At 71.0% G+C, this 13360-nt stretch carries 13 protein-coding genes and 1 pseudogene; 10 read left to right on the forward strand and 4 right to left on the reverse strand.

All coding sequences use genetic code 11. The annotated features are described in order from the left end of the window. Positions 1-67: 67 nt before the first annotated feature. The gene (locus ACIBW9_RS32410) at positions 68-199 is read left to right on the forward strand and encodes a hypothetical protein (RefSeq protein ID WP_398960772.1); all 132 of its coding nucleotides are present in this window, start codon (positions 68-70) and stop codon (positions 197-199) included. Positions 200-302: 103 nt separating this feature from the next. On the opposite strand, the pseudogene ACIBW9_RS32415 reads toward ACIBW9_RS32410, so the two are convergent. Continuing rightward, positions 303-1318, reverse strand: a pseudogene (locus ACIBW9_RS32415) (RNA-guided endonuclease InsQ/TnpB family protein); the annotation flags it as partial. 44 nt (positions 1319-1362) lie between these two features. Further along, the gene (locus ACIBW9_RS32420; RefSeq protein ID WP_398960578.1) at positions 1363-2097 is read right to left on the reverse strand and encodes a hypothetical protein; all 735 of its coding nucleotides are present in this window, start codon (positions 2095-2097) and stop codon (positions 1363-1365) included. A gap of 86 nt (positions 2098-2183) precedes the next feature. Here ACIBW9_RS32420 and ACIBW9_RS32425 point away from each other — a divergent pair, with 86 nt between their 5' ends. The 6 genes from ACIBW9_RS32425 to ACIBW9_RS32450 all read left to right on the forward strand — a co-directional run bounded on the left by ACIBW9_RS32425 (position 2184) and on the right by ACIBW9_RS32450 (position 6687). Then, entirely contained in the window at positions 2184-3050 is an 867-nt protein-coding gene (locus ACIBW9_RS32425; RefSeq protein WP_398960579.1) for a LysR family transcriptional regulator, read from the forward strand. A gap of 73 nt (positions 3051-3123) precedes the next feature. Then, positions 3124-3699 (forward strand): PDZ domain-containing protein, encoded by a 576-nt coding sequence (locus ACIBW9_RS32430; RefSeq protein ID WP_398960580.1) that lies wholly within the window; start codon positions 3124-3126, stop codon positions 3697-3699. A 116-nt stretch (positions 3700-3815) separates the two neighbouring features. Continuing rightward, a complete protein-coding gene (locus ACIBW9_RS32435; RefSeq protein WP_398960581.1) occupies positions 3816-4283 on the forward strand; it encodes a hypothetical protein in 468 nt (155 codons plus the stop codon). A 174-nt stretch (positions 4284-4457) separates the two neighbouring features. Next, a complete protein-coding gene (locus ACIBW9_RS32440; RefSeq protein ID WP_398960582.1) occupies positions 4458-5450 on the forward strand; it encodes a DUF6262 family protein in 993 nt (330 codons plus the stop codon). A gap of 147 nt (positions 5451-5597) precedes the next feature. Then, positions 5598-6074: an NUDIX domain-containing protein gene (locus tag ACIBW9_RS32445; protein WP_398960583.1), complete on the forward strand. Its 477-nt coding sequence runs from the start codon at positions 5598-5600 to the stop codon at positions 6072-6074. 229 nt (positions 6075-6303) lie between these two features. After that, positions 6304-6687 carry a hypothetical protein gene (locus tag ACIBW9_RS32450; protein WP_398960584.1) on the forward strand — a complete coding sequence of 128 codons (384 nt, stop codon included), beginning with the start codon at positions 6304-6306 and terminating at the stop codon, positions 6685-6687. 131 nt (positions 6688-6818) lie between these two features. On the opposite strand, the gene ACIBW9_RS32455 is transcribed toward ACIBW9_RS32450, so the two are convergent. Then, positions 6819-7391 (reverse strand): hypothetical protein, encoded by a 573-nt coding sequence (locus ACIBW9_RS32455; RefSeq protein ID WP_398960585.1) that lies wholly within the window; start codon positions 7389-7391, stop codon positions 6819-6821. A 273-nt stretch (positions 7392-7664) separates the two neighbouring features. On the opposite strand from ACIBW9_RS32455, the gene ACIBW9_RS32460 reads away from it, so the two are divergent. The 3 genes from ACIBW9_RS32460 to ACIBW9_RS32470 all read left to right on the forward strand — a co-directional run bounded on the left by ACIBW9_RS32460 (position 7665) and on the right by ACIBW9_RS32470 (position 10522). Next, positions 7665-8282, forward strand: coding sequence for a LysE family translocator (locus ACIBW9_RS32460; RefSeq protein ID WP_398960586.1), 618 nt, complete (start codon positions 7665-7667; stop codon positions 8280-8282). A 117-nt stretch (positions 8283-8399) separates the two neighbouring features. Then, on the forward strand, positions 8400-9527 hold the full coding sequence (locus tag ACIBW9_RS32465; RefSeq protein ID WP_398960587.1) for a M24 family metallopeptidase: 1128 nt from the start codon (positions 8400-8402) through the stop codon (positions 9525-9527). A 47-nt stretch (positions 9528-9574) separates the two neighbouring features. Next, positions 9575-10522 carry an aminoglycoside phosphotransferase family protein gene (locus ACIBW9_RS32470; RefSeq protein ID WP_398960588.1) on the forward strand — a complete coding sequence of 316 codons (948 nt, stop codon included), beginning with the start codon at positions 9575-9577 and terminating at the stop codon, positions 10520-10522. A 962-nt stretch (positions 10523-11484) separates the two neighbouring features. Here the strand turns inward: ACIBW9_RS32470 and treZ are convergent. After that, positions 11485-13230, reverse strand: a complete 1746-nt coding sequence (treZ, locus tag ACIBW9_RS32475) for a malto-oligosyltrehalose trehalohydrolase (RefSeq protein ID WP_398960589.1) — start codon at positions 13228-13230, stop codon at positions 11485-11487. Positions 13231-13360: the final 130 nt, after the last annotated feature.

A 13360-nucleotide genomic window follows, 5' to 3' on the forward strand; every position in this document is an offset into this window, starting at 1 on the left:
TGGGTGAGGCGTCGGGAGTCTTCTGAGGCAAGGGGAACAGACCACAGAACACGGGGGTGTTCGAGCCTTGACCGAAATCATCGAGAGGATCACCGAGGACGGCGGCACGGGGGAGACGGCGCCGGCTCCGGACGGACTGGCGCCGTACGTCACGCCGTTACCCGTCCCGCCCGTCGTCGTCCCGGAGCGGACGGCATGACGAAGACGTACCGGCGCACGTCCCGGACGTTCAACGACGGCTTCGGGTTCACCATCGCCCGAGGGCTCCTACGAGCAGTGGAGCTTCGTCAACTACCCGGGCGCTAAAGCGCCGGGCTTGCACAACGGGCATCACTGGGTGTGATGCTGCGTCTACGTCCAGCCCCGCCCCGGTGCGTGTGCTCCGGTGGTGGGGCAGGGGCCGTTGACGGGGCCCCGCATCGCCACAACTCCCGCGCTCTGGCGCGGATGTTGCGGGAGCCGTTCCGGTCTGCGTGATCAACGAATTTGCAGTTCCGGCACGCGAACCAGGCCTGAAAGACCCGGTTCGCCTTGTCTACGTGTCCGCATTCGGCGCAGGTGCGGGAGGTGTACGCCGGATCGACATGCACCACCGGCACTCCCGTTCTGCGGGCCTTGTACGCGATGAACTGCCCCAGCTGGGCGAAGGACCAGCTGGAGTGGGTGGCCCGTCGGGGCTTTGCAAGCCGTACCCGTTCGCGGATGCCAGTGAGGTCTTCCAGGGCGATTCCGCGACCGGTGCGTTCTGCCTCGGCCACTACATGTTTCGCGATCTTGTGGTTGATGTCCTTCGCCCGCCGCGCCTCCTTACGTCGCCGCTTCTTCAGCCGGCGCTTGGCGGACGGGGTGTTCTTCTTCTGGAGCTTGCGACGCAGGCCGCGTTCCCGGGCCCGGATGCGGTTGATTTCACGTCCGGCCATGATCTCGCCGTCGCTGGTCGTGGCGATGTTGACGATGCCCAGGTCGATGCCGAGGAAGTCCACCGGGTGGGTGTTCGGCGCCACCTCGGGGACCTCGCAGGTGGCCAGCAGGAACCACATGCCGTCCCGGCACAGCAGGTCGGACTCGCCCTTGCGGTACAGCGCCAGCTGGGCCAACTGCTCCGGGGGGGGGCGGTGAAGGCCACGTCCTTGACCCGGCCCGCCACCGTCCAGATCGACACCCGCCGCTCGCCGATCTGCCAGGACAGCATCCGGTCGTCGTAGGGCTGCGCGCCCTCCGGCCGGAAGGCGATCGGCTTCTCCGTGGCCCGGCGGTAACGCCTGGAGCCAGGCCTGCCCAGGTTCCCGGCCTTCAGGTTTGCCCTCAGCGTCGCGTACCCGCTGAGCCCGGGCATCACGGCGCGCACGGCGGCCAGCGGGGTCACACGGGCTGACCCTCGGCCTGCGCCGCGTGTGCCGCCGCGGCTCGCGCCAGCGCCCGGATCATCGGGTGCGGGCGCGAGCCGTCACCGGCCAGCTCCGGCTGGAAGAGCGAGGCCAGGAAGAAGGAGTGGCCGGGGAGTTCGGCCATACGGACGTGGCCGTCCTCGTCGGCGCCGGAGAAACGCATGCCGTGTGCGCGCAGCGTGTCGAGGTGACGGCTGGGCCCGTACTTGCAGAAGTAGCGCTCGACCGTCCGCTCGGAACCGAGCACGGACTGGGCGAGGGAGCCTGCCTCGAGCACGACCGTGCCCTCATGGCCCACGAGTGAGCAGGCCAGCGGCTCGATCAGAAGGTCCTCGGCCTCCGGGTCGCTCTCCGCGTGGGCCACCCGGGTCAGTCCGCACACGTTGTGGGCGAACTCCAGCAGGGCGTGCTGGAATCCGCCGCACGTTCCGAGGAAGGGGATGCCCTCCTCGCGCGCGGTGCGGATGGCCGTGAGGACGCCCGCCTGGCTGCGGTAGGGGCTGCCCGGTACCACCCACACCGCGTCGAAGCCGTGCACGGCGTCCGCGGCCTCGGCGTCCTCGGAAGGGATCCAGTAGGCGTCGAGGACGAGCCGCTCGCGCTCGGCGAGGGCGTCGAGCAGACGAGGGATGCGCGTGTGCGCCACGACATTGGGGGAGCGGTCGCCGACGAGGGCGACCCGGGCGGTCCGAGCTGCGGTGTTCGTCATGTCCTCATCCTGAGTGCGGACGCCGGATCGCGTCCAACGATGATTTCTGCACCCGCGATAAGGAGATCTGATGCAACCCTGGGCGCATGGACCCGCACCTCCTGCGCACCTACGTCACCGTCGTCCGTCTCGCCTCCTTCTCCGAGGCCGCGCGCGAACTGGGCTACACCCAGTCGGCGGTGTCCCAGCACATCGCCGCACTGGAACAGGACCTCGGTACGCCGCTCCTCACCCGCCGCCCCGTCGCACCGACCGCGGCCGGCGAGAGGCTCCTGGAACACGCGGATCCGCTGCTGCTGCGCCTGGACGCGGCCCGCGCGGACGTCCTGCGGATGGCGGCCGCACCCGCACACGGCCTGACGCTCGCCGCGGCTCCCACCGCGCTCGTCCCGCGGGCCGTCGCCGCGCTCCCGGCCGCGGGCGTGACCGTGCGCGTGCTGCCCCGCGACGAGATCCCGGCCGCCGTCGCCACCGGCACGACAGACCTCGGCCTGGTCGACGGTCTGGCCGCCCCCAGCGACCCTCTGCGGCTGCCCGACGTGGCTCCTTTGATCACGCACGGCGTGGCGGAGGAACCGGTGTGCGTCCTCCTGTCGGCCACGCACCCGCTGGCCCGCCGTCGCGGCCTGCGCCTCGGCGACCTCGCCGACGCCCGCTGGCTGGACGCCCCGGACGCGGGCCTGCCGCTGGCCCACCTCCGCGCCGCGAACGGCGGCCACGGCTTCCGCCCCGCCCTGCGCTACGAGGGCACCGACGTCCGCACCCTCACCGCCCTCGCGGCCGCAGGCCACGGCCTGACCCTGTTGCCGGGATCGGCGGCCACGGACGTGCCGGGCACGGTCTCCGTCCCCCTCGCACACCCGCGCGTGGTGCACCGCACCGAACTGCTGCACACGGGCTCACTCGCCGGTGCGGCAGCGACGCTGGCGGGGGTGCTGGAGGACCGGGTGTGAGCCGCTCAGTCTCACTCGTTCGTGGCTCGTCGGGCGCCGGGGCTCCGGGTAGAGGTCCAGCCGGAGGCGATCCATGGAACAGACTGCGTTGCGTCCCAAGCCGATGCCCGGTGGGGAGCCCGGCGGCGGCCCCGAGCCCGGCCCCGTCCGGCGCCCGCACGCCGTGCGCCGGCGTGGCCGACGGATCAGGGCCGCCCTGTTCGGCCTGCTCGTCGGAACGGTCCTGGTGCTGTCCGGGGTAGGACTCGGCACCGTCGGCGCCACGGTGATCGGCATGAGCAGACTCGCCGACCTGCAACGCCAGGCGCAGGCCCCGGGCAGCCCGTCGGCCACGGCGCACCCCGGTCCGTCCTCCCCGACGGCACCCGGGTCCCCGGCGCCCGCCGTCGCGACCCTGGGCCTGGAGGCCGTGGACGCGTACAAGGCGGGCGCCCTGGTCGTCGGCGTGCACGTGCCCGGCCCGGGCTATGCGGCGGGCCTGGTCCGGGGAGACGTCATCCTCGCGTTCGGCAGGACCCGTATCGACTCGGCCGCCGACCTCGCACGCGCCGTCGCCCAGGCCCACCCGGGTGACGGCATCACCCTGACGGTCCGTCATCGAAGCGGTGGCTACCAGCAGTTGACGGCGATCCCGGGTGTCGTCACCTGACCACCCGGAGGTGAGCCGACCGGGGCCTCCCCGGTCGGCGCTCTGCTCGCCCTCCCGCTCGCGGCGGGCGTGTGTTATGAACAGCTTGCTGCGTGCCGTCTTCGACGTCTTCGTCATTGAAGTGGACAGCGTCGGGTGCCCGTCGTGGACACCCGGGGCGCTGCCACTTCGCCGACCTGGACGGCGTCGACGCCGGGCCGACGGCACTCAACCGGGCCCGCATCGAGACCTGGCTCGCTGCCCTGCAGACCGAAGGTCGCAGCGAGCACAGCCGCTCGCGCACCATCAGCTGCGTCGGGGTCTTTCTGCGCGACCTCCACCGCTACGAGTGGCAACCGGACCTGGCCCGCAGCGCGTTTATCTACGACGACGCTCCCAAGTCGCGCGCTCTGAAACCGCGGTTCATCCCTGAGCAGCTCATGCGGCAGCTGGAGGCCCCCGAGGCCGTCGCGCTGTTCCCGTCCGACGACGGACGGGTGCTGCTGAAGATCCTCATGGCCTGCGGTCTGCGCACCAAGGACGCCCGTTGGCTGCCCTTCGACTGCATCGTCCGGGACGCCGAGGACAACCCCTACCTGGCCTGACTCAACCGCAAGATCCGTGACTGCCCGGCGTTCTTCCCGCTGAGCGAGGACCTCGCGGCCGAGATCGGCCGCCAGCAGCAGGCCGTCCTCGAACGCTTCCCGCAGGGATGCAAGTGGCTCTTCCGCGCCTCGCTGAAGAACGTCGACGGCAGCAAGCCGGTCAGCGACCGCCGCATGCGCGACCACCTGGCGATCTGGCTGGAGCGGCTCAGCCTCACCGACGAACAGGGCCGCCCGGTGAAGGTGACCCTTTCACCAGTTCCGGCACACTCTGGCCACGCGGATGATCAACGCCGACGTTCCCCAGCCGGTGATCCAGGCCTGCTCGATCACATGTCGCCGGCCATGACCGCCGTCTACGCCAAGCTCCACGACAAGACGCTGAGGCGGCACTGGGAGAACGCCCTCAAGATCAACCACGAGGGGCAGAAGGCCGAGATCGCCGCCGACCACCCGCTCGCCGGGGCGACTTGGGCGAAGATGAGCCTGGTCCGCGCGAAGGTGTCGCTACCCAACGGCTACTGCGGCACCCCGGTGCAGACCGACTGCGCGTACGCCAACCCGTGCTTGGACTGCCGGTTCTTCATCACTACCAGCGACTTCCTCCAGCAGCGGCAGGAGACCAGCGACCTGATCACTCAGGCCGAGCAGGCCGGGCTCGCCCGGGTGGCGGAGAAGAACCGCCGCACCCTCGGCAAGCTCGACAAGATCATCAACGTCCTCGAAGGGACTCTGAGAACCAGATCGTCGTCGGCGGCCAGGTGGAGAACGTCGATGCCGCCGGCTGACAACACAGCCGCACTGGCCGAGGCCACCCGCCGCCGCAGCCAGCGCGCACGCAGCGACGCCGAGAAGGCCATCTCGGCAGCGCAACGCTCCGGCAGCCGCACCAGCTTCGCAGCGATCGCGAAGGCGGCCGGTGTCTCGCGTTCGTGGCTCTACACCCAGCACGACCTCGTCGCAGCCATTCGGCGGCTGCAGGATCGGCAGCCTACGAAGGAGCGCACTGGACCTCAGCCGGCATCAGTCGCGTCCCTCCGAAGGCGTTTGGAGGCTGCGCTCTCGCGCATCAAGCAACTGCGCGCGGAGAACAGTGACCTCACCAGACGCCTTGAGATCGCATACGGCGAGATTCGCAGACGTGCGCAGCACGTGCCGCAGCCCTGACGAGCAGGATCTGGCGGCTATGGAGCGGCGGCAAGGAAGGTGAAACCCAGCAACTGGCCGCCGCCTCGGCGTGATGGCTGCTCCGTGTTTGAGGTGTCAACAAGCAGGGCTTGATCGACATTTCGAGTACCGCATACCGTCAGGAAGGTGGAAACAACACACCGGCCCGCCGCCCGGGTCATCTGCCTGGACGCTGCCGACCACCTGCTTCTTCTGCACTGGCGGGATCCATTCGACGGGACATGGCTCTGGGAGCCGCCTGGTGGCGGGATCGAGTCTGGCGAAACGCCACTGGTGGCGGCACGACGTGAACTGGTCGAGGAAACCGGACTTGACCCGGCTGCCGTCCTTGACCAGTCGGTGCTCGTCGACCGTGATGTTCAGTGGAACGGCAAGCGGTACATCGGGACGGAGCACTTCTTCGTCGCTCGGTTTGTCGACGAGCAACCATCCCTGGTGCGGACTGGCCTACTCCCCGATGAGCAGGCCAATCTGGGCGGGCATGCCTGGATCGCGTGGACGGATCTGGACGCACTGCCGGACTCGGTTGAGCCGCCGCAGTTGCTGACCGTGCTAGGCGCCCTGGTGCCGGATGGCCCGTGGTGCGATCGTGATCGTGTATGAGGTGCGGTCACAGCAATTGCCGTCTGAAGGTGAGCTGGACGACCGGCGCGTATCGGACGGCGAGCTCGACATACCGAGTCGCGACACTGGGGGCCTGCTTCAGTAAGCCGATACGGCGTTCGATGTCGGTGGCCGGCCTCGTCACGCTTCTTCGGTACAGCGCGACTCGCCGCAGGACGGAGTGCTGGGCGAGCCCTGGGCACCCCTTGTGCCACACCAGGAGGAACCAGTGTCATACCCGCAACTGCTCACCCCCGAGGAGAAGCTCGCCGACGCGAAGCAGCTGTTGAGCCTCCCGCGTATCGTCGTGATCTGCGGCTCCACCCGCTTCATGACCGAGATGAACGAGGCCGATCTGTGGGAAACCAAAGCCGGAAAGATCGTCGTCAAACCGGGCTGTGACATGAAGTCGCCGCACGAACTTTGGTCCGATCCTGTCGAGGCCGAGGCGCTGAAGGTTCGACTCGACGATCTGCACCGGGCGAAGATCCGGCTCGCTGATGAGGTGCTCGTAGTCGGCGACTACATCGGAGACAGCACCCGAGCCGAAATCGCCTACGCCCGGTCGCTGGGCAAGCCCGTGCGGTTCACGCACCCCGAAGTCGACCCCTGACGCCTGACCGCCCGCTGCCACCTCGACAACCAGGGCCGGGAGCCCTCCGCCTGACCGTCTCACGGTGGCTTCGGCCGCCGCCCATCCCACACCCTCCGCAGACATCCCTTGGAATTGCTCATCCAGTGGGTTCAGCCGAGCACCGTCAACACCGTCAGGACCCCTACCGACTCCACAAGCAACACGAGTGACCCGTATCCGAGGATCTGACCGACAGACCAAACTCTGTGACCCGCGTCCGCGCGCACAACCGCTCTGTGCGCGGCCAGCACTGCCGGTATGGAGATGCAGTAGGAGGCCAACGCGTACAGCAACCAGTCGAGGATCGCCTGCCACGAACTGAACACAGGTCCTCGCTCGTAGCAGGCCACGACCAACAGCAACAGGCCCCCGACGAGCACCAGTACCAGCACGGCGGCGGTCACCACCCACCACCAACGCTTTCCACTGCCCCGCCGCTCTCCCAGCCAATGGCCCACGGCAACGGAAGGCAGCACAAATGCGGCAGACATCAACGAGCCGATGAAGAGCAGTGCCAGCACAACTAAGGGCAGCACAAATAGTGACCTCGCCTCTGGCACCGCTCCGAAAAGCGGCATCGCCAGAAGCAGGCAGAAGCCCTCCACCCACAGCACGGCCATCGAAACCGACGACGGTGCGGTGCCCTGTTTCTCCCGACGGTCCCCACGCGACAGTTGCGTCATCTCGTCCCCCTATCCGGCACTCATCATCGCGGACCGCGGAGACGCAGAAGCACCCGACTCATCAGGAGCCCGTGCAGCGTGGAGGACATGTCTTCTACGCAAGGAGCCTGGTCAACGCGAGCGTGACATCGTGAGCTGGCCATAAGCCAGTCGCAGGGCCGGTTCTCCAGCCCCGCGGTCTCAGGCCGTCGCTCCAGCGGCGCAGCCGGCCGGCCCGGCTCGCGGGAGGAAACCACTGGTCCCCGCCCATCGGAGTGGGCCACGATGAGCCGCATGCTGAGCACCCTTCTCGCCTTCCTCGGCGCCTGCACCCTGATCGCCGCCTCACCCGGCCCCAGCACCGTGCTGATCATCAAGCAGTCGCTGCGCAGCCGCCGCTCCGGCTTCCTGACCGTGCTCGGCAACGAGACCGGCGTCTTCGTCTGGGGCGTGGTCGCCGCGTTCGGGCTGACCGCGCTGCTCGCGGCCTCCGAGGTGGCGTACGGGGTGATGCGGTTCGTCGGCGCGGTCGTCCTGGTCGGCTTCGGCATCCAGGCGCTGCGGCAGGCGCGGCGCATCAAGGAAGCCCCGGAGGGCTGGGAGGGCGCCGAGAAGAGCGGCTGGGCCGCCTACCGCGGCGGGCTGCTGCTCAACCTCGCCAACCCCAAGGCGGCGATCTTCGCCATGTCCTTCCTCCCGCAGTTCGTGCCGCAGGGCGCACCGCACCTGCCCGCGATGGTGGGTCTCGCCGCACTCTGGGCCGTCTACGAGGTCGGCTACTACGGCCTGTACGTGTGGTTCGTCGGCCGGATGCGGGCCGTCCTGTCCCGCGCCGGGGTGCGCCGGCGCCTGGAGCAGGTCTCCGGGGGTGTGCTGCTGCTCCTCGGTGCCCGCCTCGCCCTGGAGAGCTGACACCATGGCCGACGCGGCGTCCGAAAGATCCGCAGACCGGTCGCGCCGCCCCCGCGGTACGGGCAGGATGCTGCCCGTAGTCCCTTGTGGTCCCTTCACCCGCCCAGGGAGGTCCGGATGACCGGCAGTACGCGCGCGCCCTTCACCGCCGACGACTACCGGGACCGGATGGACCGCGCCGCGCGGGCCGCCGCCGACGCCGGTCTCGCCGGGCTGCTGGTGGCGCCGGGCCCGGACCTGGTGTGGCTGACCGGCTATGCGCCTCCCGCGGTCACCGAACGGCTCACTCTGCTGGTCCTCGTCCAGGGGCGCACTCCCGTCCTGGTCGTCCCCACCCTGGAGGCCCCGGACGCCGCACAGGCCGCCGGCGCCCCCGCCCTGGCGCTGCGTGACTGGACCGACGGCAAGGACCCCTACGCCGCGACCGCCGCCCTGCTGGCCGGCACGGGCCGCTTCGGCATCAGCGACAACGCCTGGGCGATGCACCTCCTCGGACTGCAGCGGGCGCTGCCCGGCACCGACTACGCGTCCCTCACCGACGCGCTGCCGATGCTCCGGGCCGTCAAGGACCCGGCGGAACTGGAACTGATGGCGGCCGCGGGCGCGGCCGCGGATGCGACGTTCGAGGAGATCCGCAAGGTTTCCTTCGCCGGCCGTAAGGAGTCCGAGGTCGGCGCGGACCTCGCCGACCTGCTGCGGCAGTTCGGCCACTCGCAGGTCGACTTCACCATCGTCGCCTCCGGCCCGAACGGCGCCAACCCGCACCACGAGGTCGGCGAGCGCGTCATCGAACGCGGCGACATGGTCGTCCTCGACTTCGGCGGCCTCAAGGACGGCTACGGCTCCGACACCTCCCGCACCGTCCACGTCGGCGAACCCACCGAGGAGGAGCGCCGGGTGCACGACCTGGTGCGGGAGGCCCAGGAGGCGGGCTTCAGGGCGGTGAAACCCGGCGTGGCCTGCCAGGAGGTCGACCGCGCCGCCCGGGCGGTCATCGCGGAGGCCGGGTACGGCGAGTACTTCATCCACCGCACCGGGCACGGCATCGGCGTCACCACGCACGAGCCGCCGTACATGATCGAGGGCGAACGGCAGCCCCTCGTGCCCGGCATGTGCTTCTCCGTCGAGCCCGGGATCTATCTGCCCGGCCGCTTCGGTGTGCGGATCGAGGACATCGTCACGGTCACCGAGGACGGCGGCTGCCGCCTCAACAACACCGACCGCGAGATGGTCATAGTGGACTGAGCGACCCCAGGAGCCCCAGCAGACCTTCGAGTGACAACGGCGCGATCATGACCCAGGCACCGACACCCACCGCGGACACCGTCCGCCGGCTGGTCAGTTCTCTGATCAAGGAGGGCACCACAAGGGGGGCCGGCGGACCCGAGGTGCGGCCCGTCGCCGAGGGCGGCGAGCACTCCACCTGGTGGGTCGGCACCCGCCATGTGCTGCGGCTCGCCCCGGACCGCGAGGCCGCCCTGCGCCAGCGCCGCGAACTGCGCCTGCGCGACCTCGTACGGCCGCATCTGCCCGTCGCCGTGCCGACCAGCGTGGCGCACGGCGAGTGGGCGCCCGGGCTGACGTACACGCTCGACACCAAGGTGCCCGGCGGGACGGCGGAGCAGTACGAGGTGTCCGCCGTCGGCGAGGCCGACCTCGCGGGGGTGCTCACCGGACTGCGCGAGGTGCCCGCACGGCAGGCCGACACGCTCGGCGTGCCGCGCACCGCCCCGCGCTCCCTGGAGGCGCTGCGCCGGGCCGCCGGGCAGGCTGCCGAACGCCTCGCGGCGGCCGACGAGTTCGACCCCGCCCGTCTGAACCAGCTCACCCCGCAGGCCGCCGTCCAGCTCGCCGCACAGCCCGGCACCGCGGTCCTCGTCCACCACGGTCTCACGGGCGAGCACCTCGTGGTCAGCGCCGACGGCAGGGTGCGCGGCATCCTCGACTGGACCGAAGCGGCCGTCGGCGACCCCGCCGAGGACATCGCCGGCCTCGCGATCGCGGTTGGCTCACCCGCGGCCGTCCGCGCCGCCACCCTCGCCGGCTACGCCGCCCGCCCCTGCCTCCGCGGCCTCTGGCTGGCCCGCTGCGACACCGTCGTACGCCTGGCCGAACACCTCAAGGGCCAGGACATCGCCCCCCTGCCCCTCCTCAGGCTCCAACTCCGCCGCGCCTGGGAGGCGATCCTCCTGGAGAGGGTGACGGAGTTCCGGGACGAGGACGCGGACGACGAGCTCTAGCCGGCCTCGGCAAGTCCGGGCAGCCGCGTACGGCGGTGTCCATGTACGGCCCCGCGGACCGGGCGCGGCCTGCCGTGGCGGGCTTGCAGTCGGCGAGCGTGGCGGGGTCCGTGGAGTGCTCGGCGGTGGTTCAGGTGCCTGCAGCAGGATCGCGGCCGACTTGCCGGGCCGGTGCGGCGCCCTGCGTGCGCCGGGGTGCGGGGGTATCCGTGTGCGGCTCCGCAGGCCGGGCGTGGCCTGCCGTGGCGGGCTTGCAGTCGGCGAGCGTGGCAGGGTCCGTGGAGTGCTCGGCGGTGGTTCAGGTGTCTGAAGCAGGATCGCGGCCGACTTGCCGGGCCGGTGCGGCACCCTGTGCGCGCGCCGGGGTGTGGGGGGTATCCATGTGCGGCTGTGCCGGGCGGGCATGGGCCGCCGCGACGGACTTGCAGCTGGCCGAGCGTGGCCCGGTCCGCGGAGCGCTCGGCGGCCGTTCAGGCCTGTAGCAGCACCGCGGCGGACTTGCCGGGCAGGTGCCGGCACCCTGTGCGCCCCAGGGGTGCGGGGCAGTATTCATGTGCGCGCCGGGGGCGGGCCCAGTGACGCCGGACTCGCAGTCGGCCGAGCGGGGCCTGGTCCGCGAAGCGCCCGGCGGCTGTTCAGGCCTGTAGCAGCACCGTGGCGGACTCGCCGGCAGGTGCGGCACGGCCGTGCGCGCCCAGGGGCGCCGGGGTGTCCGTGTGCGGCTCCGCAGGCCGGGCGCGGCCAGCCGCGACGACTTGCAGTTGGCCGAGCGTGGCCCGGTCCGCGGAGCGCTCGGCGGCCCGTTCAGGCCTGTAGCAGCACCGTGGCGGACTCGCCGGCAGGTGCAGGCACCCCGTGCGCGCCCAGGGGTGCCGGGGTATCCGTGTGTGGTTCTGTGACCCGCCGCGGCGGACTCGCAGTCGGCCGAGTGTGGCCCGGTCCGCGGAGCGCTCGGCGGCCGTTCAGGCCTGCAGCAGGACCACGGCCGACTCGCCGGGTACATGCAGCACCCCGTCCGTGCCGGGTGGCTCGACGGGCTCCCAGGCGGCGAGTACGTCCGCGTGGCGGGGGCCCAGGGGGATCGCTGCCGGCGATGTGGCGAGGTTCACGGCGACGCGGACGTCCCCGCGGCGGAAGGCCAGCCAGCGCTCCCGCTCGTCGAAGGCCACCTTGGTGTCGGCCAGGTCGGGATCGGTCAGGTCGGCCTGCTCGTGCCGCAGGGCGATCAGTCTGCGGTACCAGTCCAGCACGCGCGCGTGGGGCTCGTCCGAGAGCTCGGTCCAGTCCAGGCAGGAGCGGTCGCGCGTCGCCGGGTCCTGCGGATCGGGGACGTCCTCCTCGGCCCAGCCGTGTGCCGCGAACTCCCGGCGCCTGCCCCGCCGTACGGCCTCGGCGAGCTCCGGGTCGGTGTGGTCGGTGAAGAACTGCCAGGGCGTACCGGCCGCCCATTCCTCGCCCATGAACAGCATCGGGGTGAAGGGCGCGGTGAGCGTGAGGGCGGCCGCGCAGGCGAGCAGGCCGGGGGAGAGGAGCGCCGAAAGGCGGTCGCCCTGGGCGCGGTTGCCCACCTGGTCGTGGGTCTGGCTGTAGCCGAGCAGCCGGTGCCCGGCCACCCTCGTGTTGTCCAGGGGGCGCCCGTGGTGCCGGCCGCGGAAGCTGGAGTACGTGCCGTCGTGGAAGTAGCCGCGGGTGAGGGTCCGGGCCACAGCGGCGAGCGGAGCGCGGGCGAAGTCCGCGTAGTAGCCCTGGGACTCGCCGGTCAGCGCGGTGTGCAGGGCGTGATGGAAGTCGTCGTTCCACTGCGCCTGCAGCCCGTACCCGCCCTGTGTCCGGGGCGTGATGAGTCGCGGGTCGTTGAGGTCGGACTCGGCGATCAGGAACAACGGCCGGGCCAGGTCGGCCGCGAGGGCGTCCACGGCCGTCGACAACTCCTCGAGGAAGTGGCACGCGCGCGTGTCCGCCAGCGCGTGCACCGCGTCCAGGCGCAGCCCGTCGATGCGGTAGTCACGCAGCCACGCCAGCGCGCTGCCCAGCAGAAACGCCCGCACCTCGTCCGAGCCGGGCGCGTCCAGGTTGACCGCGGAACCCCAGGGCGTGTGGTGCGTGTCCGTGAAGTACGGGCCGAACGCCGGCAGGTAGTTCCCCGACGGGCCGAGGTGGTTGTGCACGACGTCCAGGACCACGCCAAGCCCGAGTTCGTGCGCCCGGTCGACGAACCGTTTCAGCGCCTCGGGTCCGCCGTACGGCTCGTGCACGGCCCACAGCGAGACGCCCTCATAACCCCATCCGTGCCGGCCTGGGAAGGGGCACAGCGGCATCAACTCGACATGGGTGACGCCCAGTTCGACCAGATGCCCGAGCCGCTCGGCGGCCGCGTCCAGGGTGCCCTCGCGGGTGTACGTGCCCACATGGAGCTCGTACAGGACCGCGCCCGGCAACGGGCGCCCGGCCCACTCGGTGCGCCATGCGTACCGTTCGTGCTCGACGACCGCGCTCAGCCCGTCCGGCCCGTCCGGCTGCCGGCGCGAACGCGGGTCGGGCAGCACGGGACCGTCGTCCACCGCGAACCCGTACCGCGAGCCGTCCCGCGCCGCGGCCTCCGTCCGCCACCAGCCCTCCCGGTCCTGATCGCGCTCCAACGCGTGCGTGGCGCCGTCGCACTGGAGCGTCACTCGGCCGGCCTGCGGTGCCCACACCTCGAACTGCACGGACGGTTCCCCTTCGTCTGCTCACCGTGATGTAGCCCGTCCATGGTGCTTCAAACGAGATCAATCCGCTTTTGATTCACCCCATTCAAGGTGGGTGTCGTCACGTACGCGCGCGTGGCGGCCGTTTTCT

The sequence above is a fragment of the Streptomyces sp. NPDC049541 genome, from assembly GCF_044465725.1.
Classification (GTDB): Bacteria; Actinomycetota; Actinomycetes; order Streptomycetales; family Streptomycetaceae; genus Streptomyces.